Origin of the sequence: Nocardia sp. NPDC051787 (genome assembly GCF_040681325.1) — a bacterium.
In the GTDB taxonomy this organism is placed as follows: domain Bacteria; phylum Actinomycetota; class Actinomycetes; order Mycobacteriales; family Mycobacteriaceae; genus Nocardia.
In genome coordinates this window covers 260,886-280,660 of sequence record NZ_JBFAYO010000005.1, presented here as the reverse complement: position 1 = coordinate 280,660, position 19,775 = coordinate 260,886, and the positions used below count along the sequence as shown (strand labels likewise).

Genomic DNA, 19,775 nt, shown 5'->3' with positions numbered 1-19,775 from the left:
TTGTCGTCGATAGATCTCTCGCGTGTGCCCATATCGCGGTGAGATATTCAGCACGATAGAAGTGATCAATCTCACATGTTTGTTACGGAATGTCCGCAGCGCTTGTGGGGGCGCAATCGTTTCGTTACCGTCATTGCGGTCGATGTCACAACACGGTCACGACTAGGAGGACGGCAAGCTTTGACGCAGCACAGCGCTCCGCAGCCGGAGAGCCGCTCCGCATACGACCGATCGACGCCGCTGACCAGCGGATATTCGAGTTCTTCCCGCTTCACGATGTGGCACCGCCGATGAACTATCGCTCCACCTTCGCTTCCGATGATCGCCTGCGATCCGGACATCGTTACCGCCAGGACGACGAGTCCTTCGGCGCGGCGAGCCCGTACCCGGGTACCCAGATCGACGGACATGGGGACTCCCAGTACGGCGCGGCATCGCAGTACGACTACCACGCAGCCGCGGACCAGGGTCCCGCCTTCGCAACCGAGCACGCGTCGTTCGAACCGCCGGTTCCCGACGCGGGCTACGACCATACGGCGTATGACCACGCGGCCTACCAGAGCACGGGCCACGACGACTCCTGGGCCTCGAACAACGCCTGGGCCGAACGGGATTGGTCACAACAGGACTCGTGGTCCGATGGTGGCGCGTGGAGCTCCGGTGAGGCGTGGGCCGAAGAGGAGCCCTGGACGCCGGAAGCGAAGGAATGGGTCGCCGAGGACACCGGCTGCTGGGCCCCGGAGGAATCCTGGGCTTCGGAGACCGCCGGAACCGAGGCGACCGAAACCGGGACCGAGCTCCCGGCCGTGCCGACCGTGATACCCGCGCGCCGCGCCGCGAACAAGCGCGGTGGCGCCCACCGGGTGCCCGCACCGCCCGCCGCCCTCAAGGGCCGCGCCGCGGTCGCCGCCGTCGCCGCCGGCGCGGTCGTCGCCGCCGGACAGGCCGCGTTCGCCTCGCCCGAGCAGCCATCGCAGACCGTCGACTACGAAGCCGCGGGGCAGATCCACGAGATCGCCGCTCAGTCGATGAACGTGGCCGATCCCGGCGCCGCACTGGAATCGCCGCAGGTGCTGAACGTCTCGGCGCCCGCCAACCTGGACCAGTTCAACGACATCCTGCAGAAGGGCCAGAAGTACGCGGAGGATCTCGCCGCCCAGGAGTCCGCGAAACTTCGCCCGCTGTTCCACAAGTTCTTCGCCGCTGGCAACTTCACCTCCGGATTCGGCGCCCGCTGGGGCGTGCAGCACCTCGGCATCGACATCGCGGGCCCGATCGGCACCCCGATCTACGCGGTTGCCGACGGCACCGTGATCGAGGCGGGCCCCGCCGCGGGCTTCGGCATGTGGGTCCGCCTGCTCCATGACGACGGCACCGTCACCATCTACGGCCACATCGACACCGCCACGGTCTCGCAGGGCCAGCGCGTGCTGGCCGGCGACCAGATTGCCACGATGGGCAACCGCGGGTTCTCCACCGGACCGCACTGCCACTTCGAGGTCTGGCTGAACGGCGTCGACAAGGTAGACCCGGTCCCCTGGCTGGCCACCCGCGGCATCGGCCTCGGCCAGATGCGCGACTGAGCGACCCGCCTGGCAGCGCCACACAGGGGTTTCCCGGTCAGCGCTGTCCGAATGGCCTGCGACGCAGACCTTTACGGCGCGGCAGCGATCGCGAGGCCGAGCAACGCGACCACTTTGGCGACCTCCACACCGATGTACCAATAGTGGGCGTGCGAACGCGGCAGGTTCTCGCCTGCCAGAACGCGGTCGGCGCGGCGGGTCAGCGGCGGCCGCACCACGAGGATCTGGATGGCGAGCAGCGCCACGGCCACGCCCAGCCATGACCAGGTGACCGGACCGGGCGTCACGATCAGCGCGGCGAGCACCAGCAGTGTGGCGAGCGCGGCCTCGACGGCGTTCAACGCGCGAAACACCAAGCGACCGATGCCCAGACCGAGCGGAAGCGTCACGCCGGGTGCGCGGAACTTCAACGGCGCCTCCAGGAACGAGATGGCCAGCACCATGCCGAGCCACAGCATGGGCAGAAACCACAGGATGCGCTGCGCGACCGTGTCCATGCCGCGGACCCTACCGGCGCGGCTGGAGCAGGGGCAGGGTCGAAAGACCCTCTCCCACGGCCCGGCCCGCGTCAGACGCGGCCCGCACGCTCAGAGCTTGACCAGCGTTCGGCTGTACTGCGGGATCAGCCGGATCTTGCCCGCAGTGCCGAAATCGATCGTCACGGTGGCCAGCGGCCCGAAGCCCTCGGCGGCGATCACGCGGCCGAGACCGTATTTGTCGTCACTGACCCGATCGCCCACGGCAAGCACCAAATTCGTGTTGTTGCGCGTCGCGCCGCCGGGCGCGGGCCTGCGCGGCCCCCGGTCCCGCAGGCCCGGCCGTGGCTCCGACCAGCCGTCGCCCCGCGTCCAGTCCCGCTCCAACCCGTCGTCGTCACCGCCGCGTCGCCGGATACCCCTGCTCGCGGGCGATCCGGCCGGCTCGAGGCGGCGCCAGTCGATGAGATGACCCGGAATCTCTTGCAGAAAGCGCGATTCCGGATTGGAAACCGGCTGACCCCAGCCGGAGCGCACCACCGCCCGGGTCAGATACAGGCGCCGCCGTGCTCGGGTGATGCCGACATAGGCGAGGCGGCGTTCCTCGGCCAGCTCGGTCGGATCGCCGAGCGCCCGCATGTGCGGGAACTGCCCATCCTCCCAACCGGTCACGAACACCACGGGGAACTCCAAGCCCTTGGCCGTGTGCAACGTCATCATCGTGACGACGCCGGAGCCCTCGTCCGGAATCTGGTCGGTGTCGGCCACCAGGGAGACCCGCTCCAGGAACGCGGCGAGCGAACCCGGGTCGGGCTCGCCTTCGCCCACTTCCGGGACCAGCCCCTCCTGCCGGGCCGCCTCCGCGTTGTTGTGCGCCTCGGAACTGAATTCGCGTGCGACGCTGACCAATTCGTTGAGGTTGTCGAGGCGTGCGCCGTCCTGTGGATCGTCGGACGCCTCGAGCTCGGCGCGATAACCGGTGCGCTCGAGCACCGCCTCGACGACATTGCCCACATCGGGGAAATCGGACTCCGCGCGTTCGCCCGCCGCCCGGATCTCGTCGAGCAGGTCCAGGAAGCCCGCGATGGCCCGCTGCGAGCGGGTGTTCAGCAGCGCCACCTTCCCGTCCGCGGCGTCGCGCAGCGCGGCGGCGAAACCGATACCGCGCTGTTCGGCGTGTACCGCCACACATGCCTCGGCTCGGTCGCCGATGCCGCGGCGGGGCGTGTTGAGGATGCGGCGCATGCTCACCGCGTCGTCCGGGTTCTCCAGCACGCGCAGGTAGGCGACGATGTCGCGCACCTCCTTGCGCTCGTAGAAGCGGACACCGCCGACCACCTTGTAGGGCAGTCCCATCCGGATGAAGATCTCTTCCAGCGCGCGCGAGTTGTTGTTGGTCCGATAGAAGACCGCGACGTCGCCGTAGTTGGCCTCGCCTTGGTCGACCAGCCGGTCGATCTCGCGTGCCACGAACGACGCCTCGTCGTGCTCGTTGTCGGCGACGTAGCCGGTGATCAGATCGCCCTCGCCGGAATCGGTCCATAGCTTCTTCTCGCGCCGGTTCTCGTTGCGCGAGATCACCGCGTTGGCGGCGGAGAGGATGTGCTGTGTGGAGCGGTAGTTCTGCTCCAAGAGGATGGTCTCCGCGTCGGGGAAATCGCGCTCGAACTCTTCGATATTGCGGATGGTCGCGCCACGGAAGGCGTAGATGGACTGGTCGGCGTCACCGACAACGCACAGTTCGCTCGGCGGGACACGGTCCTGCGGCCGGTCTTCTCCGTCGTCGGCATGGTGCCCGACCAGCTCACGCACCAGAACGTACTGCGCGTGGTTGGTGTCCTGATACTCGTCCACCAGGACGTGCCGGAAACGGCGACGGTAGTACTCGGCGACCTGCGGGTGATTCTGCAGCAGAGCCACGGTCTCACCGATCAGGTCGTCGAAGTCCAGCGCGTTCGCCGAACGCAACCTGCGCTGGTATTCGGTGTAGACCCTGGCCACCAGGCCGGGCAGTTCGGCATCGTCGGATTCGGCGTCGGCGCTGGCCCGGGCCGGATCGATCAGCTCGTTCTTCAAATTCGAGATCGCGGTCGCCAGCAGGCGCGCGGAGTACTTCTTGGCGTCGATGTCCAGATCGCGGCCGATCATGGTGAGCAGGCGCCGGGAATCGTCGGCATCGTAGATCGAGAAATTCGAATTCAAGCCGGGCAGCAGCGCCGCCTGGGTACGCAGGATCCGGACGCAGCTGGAGTGGAACGTGGACACCCACATCGCGTTCGCACGCGGGCCGACCAGCCCGCTCACCCGCTCTCGCATCTCCGCGGCGGCCTTGTTGGTGAAGGTGATGGCGAGCACCTGGCCCGGGGTCACGCCACGCGCGGCGAGCAGGTAGGCGATGCGCCGGGTGAGCACGGCCGTCTTGCCGGACCCCGCGCCGGCCACGATCAGCAGCGGTGATCCGGTGTGCACGACCGCCGCGCGCTGTGGCGGATTCAGGCCGTCGAGCAGCCGTTCGGCCTCCTCGGCACGCCGCTTCTCGCGCTCGACCCGTTGCTGTTCCCGCTCGACCTCCGATAGCGGTGCCTGCGGCACGGGGGCCTGCTGCGGCCGCTCCGCGTCGTTCCGCGCGACCAGCGGTTTCGATGTCGGATCCGGGTGCATGACCCGACCCGTCTGCGTCTTGGGAGCCACCGTGATATCCATCGCCCATCCACGCTACCGGCGGGCACCGACAGACCTGAAGCCCCGGGGCGCATCGGTATCCGTTCGGCACCGGCTCGGCGAACGGGAGGCCCCCAGTGCTGGGAAGCCGCGGCGAAACGACCTGGGCTTCTCGGGCGATTCACAAATGTAGTTGTTTTGCATACCTTCCAGCCCGTGGCAGACTGGCGGAATGCTCAGCGCTCTCCCGATACCTCCGCTTCGGTTACCCGCCGGATGTCGGGATCGCGGAGCCTATGCCTGAGCGCACCGTCTGGGGGGACAATGCAAGGCCCCACCAGGTCTGTTTCACGGTGAAAGAACCGATCGGTAACGAGCCGAGCGCACGCTCCGATCCAAGTTCTGACACGAGGAGATGAATGATGAGCACCCCTGCCACGGCGACCGGGTCCGATTCCGCGCTGCCGCAGACCGAGGCCGAGATCGACAAGCTCCGCAAGGAGATCGATCTTCTCGACGCCGAGATCCTCGCCGCGATCAAGCGCCGGACGGAGATCTCCCGGATCATCGGCCGGACCCGGATGGCGTCGGGCGGGCCGCGCCTCGTGCACAGTCGGGAAATGAAGGTGCTGGAGCGCTTCAGCGAACTCGGCCAGGAAGGCCACACCCTCGCCATGCTGCTGCTTCGTCTGGGTCGCGGTCGCCTCGGCCACTGAGAACTGCGCGGCGCGCTCGCGAGACCGTCGCATCCCATAAGGCCGCCCCGGGTGGGCACACCCCGGGGCGGTCGTTTCATGTCCGGATCCGGGGTGTCTGCCGGTGGTCTGGGATACGCTTCGCCCGCATTGGTCAGCCCGCGGGAGCCTGGGGAAGGGGGAACCACGATGAATCTGGACCGACGTGTGACGGCCTTGGAGAGTCGCGTCACCGACAGCGAGACCAACTACAGCGAGATCATGTACGAGACATATCGTGAGGTCATCCGAAGTCGGATCACGCTGAGCAGGCTGGCCGCGAAATCCGGCGTCGCGATTGCCTCGGACGCCGACATCGAGGCCGAACTCGAAAGTCGGTCGTAACTACGGGGTGGTCAGCCGACTCGGCCGGCCACCCCATCACACACCTCAGGTGAGGGCGATGTATTTGGTGGACAGATACTCCTCGATGCCTTCGGTGCCGCCCTCCCGGCCGAAGCCGGACGCCTTGACGCCGCCGAAAGGGGCGGCGGGGTCGGAGATGACGCCGCGATTGACGCCCACCATGCCGGATTCCAGCCCTTCGGCGATCCGGAGGGCGCGATCGAGGTCGCGGGTGTAGACGTAGCTGACCAAACCGAATTCGGTGTCGTTGGCGGCGGCGAGTCCCTCATCCTCGGTCTCGAAGCCGATGATCGGGGCCACCGGGCCGAACACTTCCTCGCGCAGAATCCTGGCTTGCGGCGGGACGTCGGCGAGGATGGTGGCCGGGTAGAACCAGCCGGGGCCGCCGGGTGCCTTGCCGCCGATCAGTACCTGTGCGCCTGCCGCGACGGCATCGTCCACCAGTTCGCCGACGGTCTGGAGTTGATCCTCGTTGATCAGCGGACCTAGTGTCGTGTCGGGATCGGTGCCCGGCCCGAGCCGCACGTTGTTCGACATCGCCTCGACCAGCTTCGCGGTGAACTCCGCTCGGACGCCGTTCTGCACGTGGAAGCGGTTGGCGGCGGTGCACGCCTCGCCGCCGTTGCGCAGCTTGGCCAGCATCGCGCCCTGCACGGCCGCGTCGACGTCGGCGTCGTCGAACACCACGAACGGCGCGTTCCCGCCGAGTTCCATGGAGGTCCGCAGCAGCCGGTTCGCGGACTTCTCCACCAACTTCCTGCCGACCTCGGTGGAACCGGTGAAGGTCAGCTTGCGCAGCCGGGGATCATCCAGCAGTGGCTGGGTCACCGCGCTGGAGCGGCTGGTGGTGAGCACCGAAAGCACGCCGTCGGGCAGACCGGCCTCGCTGCACAGCTGGGCCAGCAACAGCATGGTCAGCGGCGTCGCGGAGGCGGGCTTGACGATCATCGTGCAGCCCGCGGCCAGCGCCGGGCCGATCTTGCGCGTGCCCATGGCCAGCGGGAAGTTCCACGGCGTGATGGCCAGACAGGGGCCGACCGGTTGCTTGTGCACCATGATCCGCCCGGTGCCGGACGGCGCATGCAGATAGCGCCCGTGCACCCGGACGGCCTCCTCGCTGAACCAGCGGAAGAATTCGGCACCGTAGCGCACCTCGTTGCGGCTCTCCGGCAGCGCCTTGCCCATCTCCAGGGTCATCAGCAGCGCGAATTCCTCCGCGCGGGCGGTGATCTGCTCGAACACCTTCCGCAGGATCTCGCTCCGCTCGCGCGCCGGCGTGGCCGCCCATTCCTCCTGCACCGCGACGGCGGCGTCGAGCGCGCGCAGCGCGTCCTCCGGCGTCGCGTCGGCGACCTGCGTCAGCACCTCCCCCGTGGCCGGATTGTGCACCGGAAAGGTGCCTGCGCCGGTGGCGTCGACAGGTCCGCCGATCCACAGCCGCGTGGGTACGGATTCGAGAAGTTCACGTTCGGACACCATGCAGCCAGCGTAAGCCCGCGCCGGACCCGACCGAAGTGAAGCAGCCGCATAGAAGGCACTGCCGGACGAAGTCCGCCCATCGCCCGCGCCGGGCCGAGCGAAGGCGAGGCGCCGCATAGAAGGCACTGCCGGACGAAGTCCGCCCATCGCCCGCGCCGGGCCGAGCGAAGGCGAGGCAGCCGCATACGTGTCACGCAGCGGGATCAGCTCGGCGGCGCTCGCGCCGGCCGACTCTCCGCGGACGTCCCGTGCGCGCCGCCCTGCCTGCTTGTAGTCTCGGCGGACGTGAGCAGCGACATCACCGCGACGGCGGCATGGCGGAAACTGCACGATCACCATGGCGCCATCGCCGGACGACACCTCAGGGAGTTCTTCGCCGAGGACCCGGCCCGGGGCGGGGAGCTGACCGTCCAGGTGGGGGACCTGCACATCGACTACAGCAAGCACCGTGTGACCAGGGAAACCCTGCACCTGCTGGTGGAATTGGCGCGGGAAGCGGGCGTGCCGGAGCACCGGGACGCGATGTACCGCGGCGAGCACATCAACACCTCCGAGGACCGCGCGGTCGGCCACATCGCGCTGCGGCTGCCGAAGGGCGAGAGCCTGACCATCGACGGCGTCGACGCGGGCCCCGAGGTGCACGAGGTGCTGCGTCGGATGGGCGAGTTCACCGACGCCGTGCGCTCCGGTGAGTGGCGCGGCGCGACCGGCGAGCGGATCAAGACCGTGGTGAACATCGGCATCGGCGGGTCGGATCTGGGTCCGGTGATGGTGCATCAAGCGCTGCGCCACTACGCCGACGCAGGCATCGGCGCGCGGTTCGTTTCGAACGTCGACCCCACGGATCTGGTCGCGAAACTCGACGGGCTGGATCCGGCCACCACTCTGTTCGTCGTCGCGTCCAAGACGTTCTCCACCCTGGAGACGCTGACCAACGCGACCGCGGCCCGGCGGTGGCTGGTCGCCGCGCTCGGCGAGGACGCCGTCGTCGAGCATTTCGTCGCGGTCTCGACCAATGCCGAGCGGGTGGCGCGTTTCGGCATCGACACCGACAACATGTTCGGCTTCTGGGACTGGGTGGGCGGCCGCTACTCGGTGCCCTCGGCGATCGGGCTCTCGGTGATGGCGACCGTCGGCAAGGAGCGCTTCGCGGAGTTCCTCGCCGGAATGCACGCCGTGGACCAGCATTTCGCCACCGCGCCGCTGGAGGCGAACGCGCCCGTGCTGCTCGGCCTGCTGGGGGTCTGGTACTCGAATTTCTTCGGCGCGCAGTCGCATGCGGTGCTGCCGTATGCGAACGATCTGGCCCGCTTCCCCGCCTACCTGCAACAGCTGACCATGGAATCCAACGGCAAGTCGGTGCGCGCCGACGGCACCCCGGTCACCACCTCCACGGGCGAGATCTTCTGGGGCGAACCGGGAACCAACGGCCAGCACGCCTTCTACCAACTGCTGCACCAGGGCACTCGGCTCATCCCGGCCGATTTCATCGGTTTCGCGCGGCCCACCGCCGATCTGGCAACCAGCGACGGCACCGGAAGCATGCACGACGTGCTGATGAGCAATCTGTTCGCGCAGACCAAGGTGCTCGCCTTCGGCAAGACCGCCGAGGAGATCGCCGCCGAAGGGACCGACCCGAAACTGGTGCCGCACAAGGTGATGCCCGGCAACCGTCCGTCCACCACCATCCTGGCGCCGCAGCTCACCCCGTCGGTCGTCGGCCAGCTCATCGCCCTCTACGAGCACCAAGTCTTCGTGGAAGGCGCCATCTGGGGCATCGACAGCTTCGACCAGTGGGGCGTCGAACTCGGCAAGCAGCAGGCGCTCGCGCTGGCCCCGCTGCTCACCGCAGCCGAAGACCCCGAGCCACAGGATGATTCGTCCACCGACGCGCTCATCCGCTGGTACCGCGCGAATCGCTGAACCCAGCAGCCGGTGACACTGGCCCGCACCGTTGGAAAGTACGCGCGCCGGTCACGTCACCGAGCCGATGGAGACTGTGCTGTGGGCACAGCGCGATCGAGGCAGCCCACGATCGCCAGCACGTTGTGCAACGACCTGCCGCTGCGGTGAAACGCCGTTACTTCTCCATGGGCCGCCCGGGTAGGCCGCACGGATGGCAGCACGCGCGAGGCCGTGCTCGGTCTGCCCTTCGTACACCGCCGGTGCGGTGTGGCCGAGTGTCACCGCATGTGAAGGCACTGCCGCTTCAGCGCTCGCGGACTGCATAGCCCCCAGCACGCTCGCACAGCACCAAATCGGCGTGCGCGCTCGTGGTGGCGACCAGGTCCGCGTTCCGCAGGTCGCTGTCGCGAACCTTCTTCGCTGCCGCATCTGGCGTGCGACCACCGCGAATATGCCTGCGCAGCAAGCGATTCTCGATCGCGTCCCGCGCCGCGTCCAGGTACCAGCACTCGTCGAGCAATGCGCGGACCGCCGACCACTGCCGAGTCTCGAAGTCGTCCAGCAGCAGGTAGTTGCCCTCGGTGATCACGATGGACTGCCGATCGAACACCACACCACCGGGTACCGGCGCATCGATGGTCCGATCGAAGGTGGGCCAGGCAACGGGCTGGCCGAGCGGTGTACTCCGCAACTGGCGCAGTCCCGCAACGTACCCGTCGACGTCGAATGTGTCCGGCTCCCCTTTGCGCGCAAGACTTCCCCTCGCCCGCAGGACATCGTTGATCAGGTGGTATCCGTCCATGGGCGCGATCTCGGCGACCGCGCCGCCCGCCTCGGCATTGATCAAGTCGCGCAACGCAACCGACAACGTGGACTTGCCCGCGCCCGGCGGCCCCGCGATGCCGAGCAGATACCGTCCATCCCCTGCCCGGTCCCGCACCCGCCGCGCCAGCCAGCTCAACGGCCTCTCAACGAACTCCCCTGCCACCACCGCCACACTACCGCCGCTCCAGAGGCCGATCCGCCTGCTGCATAAGCCCCCTTCCACGGCCCCTCACCTTGTCGAGTGCGTTGCGCAACTCGCGCAGAGCCGATCCGATACCGAGTCCGGCCCGTCGACCGAGCCCGGGGGCCCTGTGTCCCGGCATGACCGCATACCCGCGGGAAATGGCCCTCGACCGGAACTCGCGCACGACTACCGAAGACGTTGACGTACCTGGGCGGATAGCACGGCCGCGTGGTCGCGCAGCGCTTCGGTGAACGCCTGCCGGAATTCGGAGTTGTCGCGGTCACGGCGGTGGGCGATGCCGGTCCGGCGAACCGCGGACGGGTGATCGATGCGCAGCAGCGCGATGGTCGGGGGCAACACCGGGACGGCGATGCCGGGGACCACGGTGACACCGAGCCCCGCCGCGACGAGGCCCAGTTTGGCGAACCAGTCGCGGGCGACGAACGCGATATCCGGTTCCCATCCAGGATCGTGCCAGGAACCGAGCAGCGTGGAGCCGGGCTCTTGGCTTCCGGCGATCCATCGTTCGCCGCGCAGCATCGCGGGGGTGGCGCTGGTGGCGCCCGCGAGGGGGTGTGCCGGCGCGAGCGCGACGAGCAACGGATCGTCGAGCAAAGGTTCGATCTCGACTCCAGCAGGAGCGGCGTCGGGCGCGGTCACCACCGCTACATCGAGTTTTTCCCGGGCGACGGCGGTGAGCAATCTGGGACTCAGTCCTTCCCGCAGCGATATCCGCGCACGCTGGTCGCCGACCGCTGCGGCGATCGCCTGCGGCACCAGGGCGGCCATCGCGGTCGAGAACGCGCCGACCCGGAGCCGGCCCGGTGGGCGAGCCTCCAGGTGGCGGATACTGTGCCGGGCGTTCGCCAGCTCGCCGAGCACTATTTCGGCGTGCCGCACGACGATGCGCCCCGCGTCGGTGGGTTGGACGCCGCGGGCGTGCCGCTCGAACAGCGCACGCCCGGCCGCCCGCTCCATCAAGGCGATCTGCCTCGACACCGCGGACTGCGTGTAGCCGAGATTCTCCGCAGCGGTCGAGAACGACCCGCAGATGGCCGCTTCCCGCACAACGCGCAGGCCGACGACAGTGAACTCGCTCATGTGCATTACTCATACCAAGTATGTCAGAGTTTCGCTTGTCGCATGAATCTCCGGCCCATAGCGTCGGCGGCATGGGTGAGCCAACACTGGACACGACCGCGATCGAGAACAAGAAGCTGCTCGAGGACATCTTCGAGCAGCTGGCGCTCGGCAATACCCGCGCGCTGAGCGACGCCATGGCCGACGACTTCCGGTGGGTTTTCCCCGGCGACTGGTCCTGGAGCGGCACGTGGGAACCGAAAGCCGCGGTGCTACACCAACTTCTGCAGCCACTCATGGCCCAGTTCACCGAATACCGCAGTGCCGCCGATGTGATCGTCGCCGACGGTGATCGCGTCGTGGTGCAGGCTCGCGCCCACGCCGTGACCACCCGCGGTGAAACCTACGACCAGACTTACTGCTTCCTCTTCCGCGTCGTCGAAGGGAAGCTGCGCGAAGTGGTCGAGCACTGCGATACGGCGTTGGTCGAACGCGTACTGACTCGGCCCGCCTGAGGCTTTCCGGCGCGAAGCCCTGCTCTCGGGAGTACGCAACACGTCCACCCCAGGACAGGTCGACAGTCGGGGAACGTCGCCTCAGACCAATGCGCGCTCGATGATCGTGCCCGTGCCCACCCCGGTGGGCAGCGTGCCGAACGCGATGCCCCAGTCGTCGCCCAGCCGGGTGGCGCAGAAAGCGTCCGCGACGGCGGGGTGGCCGTGCCGGACCAGTTGCGCCCCCTGTAGCACCAGCGCCATCAGCTCCACCACGCGGCGCGCACGGTATTCGATGTCGTTGAGATCCGACAGCTCCTTGCCGACGCGGGCGATCGCGTCGTCCAGCCGGGGGTTCTCGCCCTTCGCCAGCGACACTTCGTTGAAGTACGCCTCGACGGTCTCCGGCTGACGGCCCATGGCCCGCAGCGCGTCCAGCGCCGCGACGTTGCCCGAGCCTTCCCAGATGGACATCAGCGGCGCCTCGCGATACAGCCGCGGCATGCCGGATTCCTCGGCATACCCGTTGCCGCCCAGGCACTCCAGTGCCTCGGCCGCGTGTGACGGCGCCCGCTTGCAGACCCAGTATTTGGTGATCGCCAACGCGATGCGCCGCAGCGCCGCCTCGGCCGGGTCCTGCGTGGTGCGGTCGGTCGCGCCGGCCAACCGCATCATCACCGTGGTCGCGGCGTCGGACTCGATCACCAGGTCGGCCAGCACATTGCGCATGGCGGGCTGGTCGATCAGCTTGGCGCCGAAGGCTTCCCGGTGCCGGGCATGGTGCACCGCGTAGACCGCGCCCGCGCGCATCCCGGTGGCCGAGCCGATGACACAGTCCAGCCTGGTCATGTTCACCATCTCGATGATGGTCTTGACGCCGGCGCCTTCCTGGCCGACCAGCCAACCGCTGGCGTTTTCGTACTCGATCTCGGAGGAGGCGTTGGACTTGTTGCCCAGTTTGTCCTTGAGCCGCTGGATACGGATGGGGTTGCGGGTGCCGTCCGGCAATACCCGGGGCAGCAGGAAACAGGACAGTCCACCGGGCGCCTGCGCCAGCGTGAGGAACATGTCCGACATGGGCGCGGAGGTGAACCACTTGTGCCCGACGATCCGATACGAGCCGTCCGGCCGCGGTGTCGCGGTGGTGGTGTTGGCGCGGACATCGGAGCCGCCCTGCTTTTCGGTCATCGACATGCCCGCGATGAGTCCGGCCTTGGTGGACGGCTCACGCAGGCCGAAGTCGTAGACGCGGGAGCCGAGCAGCGGCTCGTATTTCGCCGACAGCTCTCGGTTGTGCCGCAACGCGGGCACCACCGCGTAGGTCATCGAGATCGGGCACATATGGCCCGCGTCGGCGATGCCCCAGGTGTAGAACTTCGCCGCGCGGGCCACGTGCGCGCCCGGCCGGTCGTCCAGCCACGGCGCGCCGTGCAGGCCGTGCTCGACGGCGACGCGCATCAGGTCGTGCCAGTGCGGGTGGAACTCGACCTCGTCGATGCGATAGCCGTACCGGTCGTGGCTGCGCAGCACCGGCGGGTACTCGTTGGCCAGTCTGCCCCACTCCTGCGCCTCGGCGCCGCCGGCGAGCGCGCCCAGTTCGCGCACCTCGGGTTCGGCCCAGCCCGCGCCTTCCCGGTGCAAGCCCTCGATCAGCGCCGGGTTGCGCGCGGCGTCGAACGGCACGATGTCGGGCACCTGGTTGAAGACTTCATGCGTCTGCATCTGACACTCCTGATTCCAGCCGAGCGCCATCGGCGCCCGGGTTGTCGCGCACGCCGAGCGCGCGTATCGCGAAAGCGATGAGTTCGGGAACGACGAATTCCCCGTGCGGTGCGTCGGCGAGCGGGCCGACCAGCACCTCGCCGATCGCGCCGACCAAGGCCGCGGCGCTGATCCTCGGGTCCTGCGGCGGGAGTTCACCCCGCGAAACGCCCTCGGCCACCGCCGATTCGAATGTCTCCGCGAAGGAGCGCCGGAAGTGCAGGCGCTCGCTGTCGACGATGGCGTCGACCGGCTCGGCGAGCAGCACGTAGGCCAGATTCGGGTTCTTCAGCGCGCGGCCGGCGAAGGTCTCCACCGCCGCGGTCACCCGTTCCAGCGCCGTTCCGTGCGCACCGGCCGCGGCCACCGCCGCGACCTCGCGGGCGACCACCTTGCGGAAGACCGCGCGTACCAGATCGGCCTTGCCGTCGAAGTTCTTGTAGACGGTGCCGGTGGCAACTCCTGCCTCGGCCGCGACCGCGGCCATGGACAGCGCGGCATATCCGCCGCGGGACAGCACCTTGGTCGCGGCCTGCACGATCAGCCCCGCCTGGGCGTCCAAGCGGGCCTGCACTGCGGGGGTCCTGCGGTAGGCCACACAAGAAGTGAAGCACAGATTCATTTCTTCCCACAAGGGTGCTTTTACGGCGTATGGTCGACCTCGTGACGGTACTGATCGAACGCAACGGCCCTGTGACGACCGTGATCCTGCATCGCCCCGAGGCACGCAACGCGGTCGACGGACCGACCGCGGCCGCGCTGGCCGACGCATTCCGCGAGTTCGACGCCGACCCCGACGCGTCGGTCGCCGTGCTGTGGGGCGATGGCGGCACGTTCTGCGCGGGCGCCGATTTGAAGGCACTCGGCACCGAGCGCTCCAACCAGGCCACCGAGGACGGCGACGGCCCGATGGGGCCGACGCGCATGCGGCTGTCCAAGCCGGTGCTCGCCGCCGTCTCCGGCTACGCGGTGGCGGGCGGGCTCGAACTCGCGCTGTGGTGCGACCTGCGGGTCGCCGAGCAGGACAGCACCTTCGGCGTGTTCTGCCGCCGCTGGGGCGTCCCGCTCATCGATGGGGGCACCATCCGTCTGCCGCGCATCGTCGGCACCGGCCGCGCCATGGACCTGGTTCTCACCGGACGAGCGGTCGGCGCCGAGGAGGCCTTGCAGATGGGTCTGGTGAACCGCGTGGTGCCCACCGGGGAAGCGCGCCGGGCAGCGGAGGAACTCGCCGCGGAACTGGCCGCGCTGCCCCAGACGTGTCTGCGCTCGGACCGGATGTCGCTGCTGGAGCAGGACGGGATGAGCGAGGAGTCCGCGCTGCGCAACGAGTTCCGGCACGGCCTGACGGCGCTGGCGGGTGGCGCGCTGGAGGGCGCGCAGCGCTTCGCGGCGGGCGCGGGCAGGCACGGCGGTCGCGCCTGACCCCGATGACCCGGCTGAGCGTCGTCGACGAGATCTTTCTCCGCACCCACCGCGGGCTGGGCACCCCGATCGCGCTGCAAGGCCTCTGGCGGACGGCCGACCGGGTGGACCCCGCCCTGCTGGCGCGAGTGCACGACGCGCTGCGCTCGGGGCCTCTAGGACGCAGGGTGGCCCGACCGCGTGTGCCGGGCGCTCGCCGATCCTGGCAACCGAACGTCCGCGCGTATCCGCTTGCTCGCGCCGAGGGTATCCTCCCCGTCGCGGAACTGCTCGAATGGGCCGACGCGCAAGGCGACGGACTCGATCCGGAATACGGTCCCGGATGGCGGCTTGCGACCGCGGCGCTGGACGACGGCGGTTCGCTCGTCTCGCTCACGTGCTCGCACGCACTGGCCGACGGGCGGGCGCTGGCGCTAGCCGTGGACGACGCGTTGGGCGGCGAGCGCGCACAGAGGTCGAATTTCGCCGCGCGGGAATCGGATTGGCGCGATGCCCGGCAGCAATGGGCGATCGTCCTGCGCGGCACCGCCGCGGCGTTACGGCACGGGATACCGCACCAGCCGCCCGCCCTGCTCCGGGAGGACAGGCCGCACACCGCCTACGAAACCATGACCCACAGCGCGATCCTGCAATGTCCCGCCGCGGATTGGGATCGCGCTGCCGCACGACAGGGCGGAACGGCCAACAGCCTGTTCATCCACCTCGTTGCGACCATGCTGTGGAACAGCGGGTTTCCCGCCGCGACGATCGAGGCCAGTCTGCCCGTCGACACTCGCGCCGAACCACGCGTGGACAACGACCTCGCCATGACCCAGATCGTGATCGGCCGAGCCGACACCCCCGCCACCATCCGCGCACTGGCCCGTTCGGCCTATGAACACCGCATGTCCGCGCCCGGCGGCATGCCCGAAGAACTGCTCCAGGTTGTCCCGGACCGCTGGGCCTACGCCCTGTCCAAGGGCGCGGGAGAGCGAGACATCCTGTGCTCCAATATCGGAACGCTGCCCGCCTCCCTGCGCACGCTCGGCCCGCATCGCTGTACCGGCGTCGCCGCCCGCGCCATCCACCCTGGCCTGACCGCCGCGCGACTGCCGCGCACCAGGCTCTCTGGCTACCTGTGCCGGATCGGCGACGACTACGTGCTGAGTCTGGTGAGCCTGGACCCGGATCGCATCGAGTCCGCCGCGGCGCTACGTGAACTGGCGGTGCGCACCGCGGCCTCGGCCGGGCTGCGCACGCGCGCGTGGTGAATTCGTCGCCCGGCGATCCGGATACAGCCGTTCACGACGGAGCCGGGGCAGGCCCTCCACGATGACCTCGACCGCGTCCAGGCAATGGTGCTCGACCCTGCGGCAATGCCGGCAATGCCGACGATCGGGGCGAAATCCAGCCGACACCTGCGCCAGAACACTCGCCGGGTTAGCACGCGATTTGCTATGGTGCACAATCCTGCCCGCGATGCCGACGGGGACCGAACGCCGGTCGCGCCGGTCAACTCGCCGCGCCGGGCCTAATTACCGGCCCCTGAGCTGCACCTACCGGTAGAGTTTCGGCCGCACACGCCGAGAAAGAATCTGCGGCGATCTTGGTGTGCGACTGCCTTTTGCGTCCGAAGTTCCATTCCGACAGCTACTCGACTGGAGCATGATGAACCGCAAGCATTCGCGTACGCTGGCCGCGATCACCGCGGTGATGCTGGCCACCATCGGTGCTGTTACCGCTGCCGACGCGGAGCCGGGCGAGGTAGGCACCGGCGGGTTGCACCTGATCGCGTCGGTGGATGCCAACCATGTCCTGCCCACTGGCAGTGCTCTCGCATTGGGAGTTCCGTTCGCGCACGCGGCCAAGGTTTCCGGAGATTTTTCGGTCGTCTCCGACGGACCCTCGTCGCTGCGTGGCGGGCAGATCGTCGCCGGATATCTGATCGGCTGCGCGGTAGACATTTCCGACGGCATCTCGGTATCCATCGCCGCAGCCGCCGGTGCCGGCGTCGACTTCACCCCTGGAATCGCAATCGAGTTCGGTGGGATCGACTTCGGGGGGTTCAACGAGTTCGGCATGCTCGAGGAGCTTCCCGTCATTGTCGCTCCCACCGTCGCCCTCGGTGCGGATACCACATTCGGTGTCAACGGGGAACTGGGCGGCGAGATCACGGTAAATCTTCTCCCGGGCAGTGTGACCGCTGCCGTGATCGCGGAGGCGGACTTGGATGACGAGTCGACCTTCCCGTTCACCTTCGCGCACAGCAATACCCCGCTGAATGTCAACGGATGTCTCTCCCCCGCCTCGGCCATGCCATTCATCACCGCCCGCGTCGAGGCCACCAACGGCATCGCGCAAACGACGGGCTACGGCCCCCACTTCGTGTTCTGAACCGACATCCGGAGCGGTCTTCCGGTCAGTGGATCGGGACCAGGCTCGATTCGCGCCGCCGGAGGACATCGTCCGGGACGGCAATACCCGGCGACAGATCGTCCGAGCCGATCGGCGCTCCCCACACCTGACGCAGCGGAAGCACACCGGCCCACACACCGCCCGCCTCGATATCCGCCGCGTCGTCGATCGGGCCACCGGCGCGGACCTTCACCGACGCCTCGGTGAGATCGAGGGCGAGCACCACAGTCGCGGCGAGTTCCTTTTTGTTCGGTGAGCGGACCCGCGACCACGCGCCGGGCGCGGCGTGTTCGACGATGACGCGCAGTCCGTGCAAACGTTCGTCGTGGCCGGTCACCTCGACGGCGCGACCGAGCACGACGGCGGAGCGATAGTTCATCGAGAAGTGCATGGCCGAACGCGCGTAGACCACGCCATCGACCAAGGTCACCGCCACCGAGATGTCGTGGGCGATCGCCGCGCGCAGGCTCGCGGCGCCGGTGGAGCCGTGCACGTAGAGCGTGTCGCCGTCGCGGCCGTAGATGGTCGGCAGCACCACTGGCGTGCCGCCGAGCAGGACCCCCAGGTGGCAGACCAGCCCGGCGTCGAGCACCGTGTCCAAGTCAGCGCGACCGGTGCGCGCGCGGTCCTTGTACCGGGTCGGTGTGCTGCGCGGTGTCGGCGAGAGTGGGATCCGTGAGCTGGCTGATTCGGTCATGAACCCAGCATCGGAGCATAAGTGGCATTATCAAAGTGCCAATTCAGCCGAATTCCAGCAGTCCATCGAGGAGGAATCATGATGGACGACCTTCCGCTCGAGCTGGATCGCGACCTGCCGCAACCGCTGTCGGTGCAGATCGCCGACCAGCTGCGGCATGCCGCGACCAATGGACCGCTGCGCGGAGGCGACCGGCTACCGTCCACCCGCGCGCTGGCCGATCGGCTCCGCGTCAGCCGCACGGTGGTGACCGCCGCCTACGACCAGCTGCACGCGGAAGGCTGGATCAGCGGTAAGCGTGGTTCCGGCACCTATCTGACCACCGCTCCCGCCGTGGCGCCCGTGCCGTCTGCCGCGTCCCACCAGACGGACGTCGCATCGAACCTGTTCGACCTCGCCCCCGGCGCTCCGTGTATCGAGGCCATCGATCCGGCCGCGTGGCGCCGCGCCTGGCGGACCGCCGCCGACCACACGCCGCTGGTACGCAAAGACCGCGCGGGTGAACCGGAGTTCCGCACGGCGGTCACCGAGCACCTGCTGCGTCACCGTGGGCTCGGCGCGGGCAGCGCCACCACATTGCTGGCGACCGCTGGAACCAGTTCAGCTGTGGGCGAATTGGCGGCGGCCTTGCTGCGGCCCGGCGCTGCCATCGCCATGGAAGACCCGGGCTATCAGCGGGCCGCGGGCGCGTTCGAGGCGGCGGGGGTCGATGTGCTGCCGGTTCCGGTGGACGCGCACGGCCTGCGCGTCGATCTACTGCCGCCAGGGATCGAGGCGGTGTATTGCACTCCGGCACACCAGTTTCCGCTCGGCGCACGGATGCCCGCGGCCCGCAGGGTCGAACTCATCGAGCACGCGCGACGATGCGGGATCGTCGTCATCGAGGACGACTACGACGGTGAGCTGCGCTACGACACCGCACCACTGCCATTGCTCGCCACCATGGCTCCCGATGTCGTGGTCCACTTGGGTACCACGAGCAAGATCCTGTCCCCCAGCCTCGGCGTCGGCTGGCTGCTGGCCGCACCGGAGATCGCCGAGGCCGTGCTCGCCCACCGAGAGCGCACCGGCACTGGCCCGAGCCCGGCGGGCCAGCAGGTGCTGGTGGCCTTGGCCGCGCACGGCGATCTGGCCAGGCACCTGCGCAGGCTGCGCCGCGCACTGCCGCCGCGGCGCGCGCTGGTGGTGACCGCATTGCGCAGGCGCGGACTCGACGTGGTCGGCGACGACGCCGGTTCGCATGTCGTCGTTCCGGTGCACTCGGCCGACGCCGAGCAGCGCGTTATCGCGACCGGACAGCGTCGTGGCGTCGCGCTCGACGGGTTGGCCAGGCATCATCTCGGGCCTCGGCGCGATCACTTCGGCGTCGCCCTCGGCTACACCGCGCTGTCCTGGCCGGACCTCGTCGCCGCCGTCCAGATCGCCGCCGAGTGCTTGGCCCGGCCCGTAGCATTGTCCGCATGAGCGAACAGGACGTCTTGGCGCGTATCAAGAAGCTGGTCGACCAGGAGCATGAGCTGCGCTCGCAGGCCACCCGGGGCGAGTTGGACCCGAAGACCGAACGCCAGCGCTTGGCCGAACTGGAAGTGATGCTGGATCAGGCGTGGGACCTGCTCCGCCACCGCAGGGCGCGGCTCGACCTCGGTGAGTCCGCGGACGCGGTCCAGCCGAATTCCGTCTCGCAGGTCGAAGGCTACCTGCAGTAGCCGCG

General features: G+C 68.7%; 18 protein-coding genes. 10 read left to right on the top strand and 8 right to left on the bottom strand.

The features are described 5' to 3' along the window. Positions 1-290: 290 nt before the first annotated feature. The gene (locus AB0M45_RS07815; RefSeq protein ID WP_364324073.1) at positions 291-1,583 is read left to right on the top strand and encodes a M23 family metallopeptidase; all 1,293 of its coding nucleotides are present in this window, start codon (positions 291-293) and stop codon (positions 1,581-1,583) included. Positions 1,584-1,654: 71 nt separating this feature from the next. Here AB0M45_RS07815 and AB0M45_RS07810 read toward each other — a convergent pair whose 3' ends face one another. Both AB0M45_RS07810 and pcrA read right to left on the bottom strand, forming a co-directional pair. Next, entirely contained in the window at positions 1,655-2,080 is a 426-nt protein-coding gene (locus AB0M45_RS07810) for a hypothetical protein (RefSeq protein WP_364324071.1), read from the bottom strand. Between the two features lie 90 nt (positions 2,081-2,170). Further along, on the bottom strand, positions 2,171-4,762 hold the full coding sequence (pcrA, locus tag AB0M45_RS07805) for a DNA helicase PcrA (RefSeq protein WP_364324069.1): 2,592 nt from the start codon (positions 4,760-4,762) through the stop codon (positions 2,171-2,173). A 380-nt stretch (positions 4,763-5,142) separates the two neighbouring features. On the opposite strand from pcrA, the gene AB0M45_RS07800 reads away from it, so the two are divergent. Together AB0M45_RS07800 and AB0M45_RS07795 are read left to right on the top strand one after the other, a co-directional pair. Continuing rightward, positions 5,143-5,436: a chorismate mutase gene (locus tag AB0M45_RS07800; RefSeq protein WP_364324067.1), complete on the top strand. Its 294-nt coding sequence runs from the start codon at positions 5,143-5,145 to the stop codon at positions 5,434-5,436. A 168-nt stretch (positions 5,437-5,604) separates the two neighbouring features. Further along, complete coding sequence (locus AB0M45_RS07795) at positions 5,605-5,799, top strand: hypothetical protein (protein WP_364324065.1); 195 nt, start codon at positions 5,605-5,607, stop codon at positions 5,797-5,799. Between the two features lie 45 nt (positions 5,800-5,844). Here AB0M45_RS07795 and AB0M45_RS07790 read toward each other — a convergent pair whose 3' ends face one another. Then, entirely contained in the window at positions 5,845-7,299 is a 1,455-nt protein-coding gene (locus tag AB0M45_RS07790; RefSeq protein WP_364324063.1) for an NAD-dependent succinate-semialdehyde dehydrogenase, read from the bottom strand. A 285-nt stretch (positions 7,300-7,584) separates the two neighbouring features. Between AB0M45_RS07790 and pgi the strand changes: the two genes are divergently transcribed. Then, the gene (gene pgi / locus AB0M45_RS07785; RefSeq protein ID WP_364324061.1) at positions 7,585-9,222 is read left to right on the top strand and encodes a glucose-6-phosphate isomerase; all 1,638 of its coding nucleotides are present in this window, start codon (positions 7,585-7,587) and stop codon (positions 9,220-9,222) included. Positions 9,223-9,508: 286 nt separating this feature from the next. Here pgi and AB0M45_RS07780 read toward each other — a convergent pair whose 3' ends face one another. Together AB0M45_RS07780 and AB0M45_RS07775 are read right to left on the bottom strand one after the other, a co-directional pair. Beyond that, positions 9,509-10,192 (bottom strand): nucleoside/nucleotide kinase family protein, encoded by a 684-nt coding sequence (locus AB0M45_RS07780; protein WP_364324059.1) that lies wholly within the window; start codon positions 10,190-10,192, stop codon positions 9,509-9,511. A 207-nt stretch (positions 10,193-10,399) separates the two neighbouring features. After that, entirely contained in the window at positions 10,400-11,314 is a 915-nt protein-coding gene (locus tag AB0M45_RS07775) for a LysR family transcriptional regulator (RefSeq protein ID WP_364324057.1), read from the bottom strand. A 71-nt stretch (positions 11,315-11,385) separates the two neighbouring features. Between AB0M45_RS07775 and AB0M45_RS07770 the strand changes: the two genes are divergently transcribed. Continuing rightward, complete coding sequence (locus AB0M45_RS07770; protein ID WP_364324055.1) at positions 11,386-11,808, top strand: nuclear transport factor 2 family protein; 423 nt, start codon at positions 11,386-11,388, stop codon at positions 11,806-11,808. An 81-nt stretch (positions 11,809-11,889) separates the two neighbouring features. Here the strand turns inward: AB0M45_RS07770 and AB0M45_RS07765 are convergent, their stop codons facing one another. Next, positions 11,890-13,509 carry an acyl-CoA dehydrogenase family protein gene (locus tag AB0M45_RS07765; RefSeq protein ID WP_364324053.1) on the bottom strand — a complete coding sequence of 540 codons (1,620 nt, stop codon included), beginning with the start codon at positions 13,507-13,509 and terminating at the stop codon, positions 11,890-11,892. Continuing rightward, positions 13,496-14,146: a TetR family transcriptional regulator gene (locus AB0M45_RS07760; protein ID WP_364324051.1), complete on the bottom strand. Its 651-nt coding sequence runs from the start codon at positions 14,144-14,146 to the stop codon at positions 13,496-13,498. Before AB0M45_RS07760 ends, AB0M45_RS07765 begins: the two co-directional genes overlap by 14 nt. Before the next feature lie 53 nt (positions 14,147-14,199). Between AB0M45_RS07760 and AB0M45_RS07755 the strand changes: the two genes are divergently transcribed. The 3 genes from AB0M45_RS07755 (at position 14,200) to AB0M45_RS07745 (ending at position 17,346) form a co-directional block, all read left to right on the top strand. Next, positions 14,200-14,973, top strand: coding sequence for a crotonase/enoyl-CoA hydratase family protein (locus tag AB0M45_RS07755; protein WP_364324049.1), 774 nt, complete (start codon positions 14,200-14,202; stop codon positions 14,971-14,973). Between the two features lie 5 nt (positions 14,974-14,978). After that, a complete protein-coding gene (locus AB0M45_RS07750; RefSeq protein WP_364324047.1) occupies positions 14,979-16,223 on the top strand; it encodes a hypothetical protein in 1,245 nt (414 codons plus the stop codon). A gap of 397 nt (positions 16,224-16,620) precedes the next feature. Then, a complete protein-coding gene (locus AB0M45_RS07745) occupies positions 16,621-17,346 on the top strand; it encodes an MspA family porin (RefSeq protein WP_364324045.1) in 726 nt (241 codons plus the stop codon). 25 nt (positions 17,347-17,371) lie between these two features. Here AB0M45_RS07745 and AB0M45_RS07740 read toward each other — a convergent pair whose 3' ends face one another. After that, a complete protein-coding gene (locus AB0M45_RS07740) occupies positions 17,372-18,064 on the bottom strand; it encodes a pyridoxamine 5'-phosphate oxidase family protein (RefSeq protein ID WP_364324043.1) in 693 nt (230 codons plus the stop codon). Between the two features lie 78 nt (positions 18,065-18,142). On the opposite strand from AB0M45_RS07740, the gene AB0M45_RS07735 reads away from it, so the two are divergent. Beyond that, positions 18,143-19,528, top strand: coding sequence for a PLP-dependent aminotransferase family protein (locus AB0M45_RS07735; RefSeq protein ID WP_364324041.1), 1,386 nt, complete (start codon positions 18,143-18,145; stop codon positions 19,526-19,528). Further along, positions 19,525-19,770: a DUF2630 family protein gene (locus AB0M45_RS07730; RefSeq protein WP_364324039.1), complete on the top strand. Its 246-nt coding sequence runs from the start codon at positions 19,525-19,527 to the stop codon at positions 19,768-19,770. Before AB0M45_RS07735 ends, AB0M45_RS07730 begins: the two co-directional genes overlap by 4 nt. The last annotated feature ends 5 nt before the right edge of the window (positions 19,771-19,775 follow it).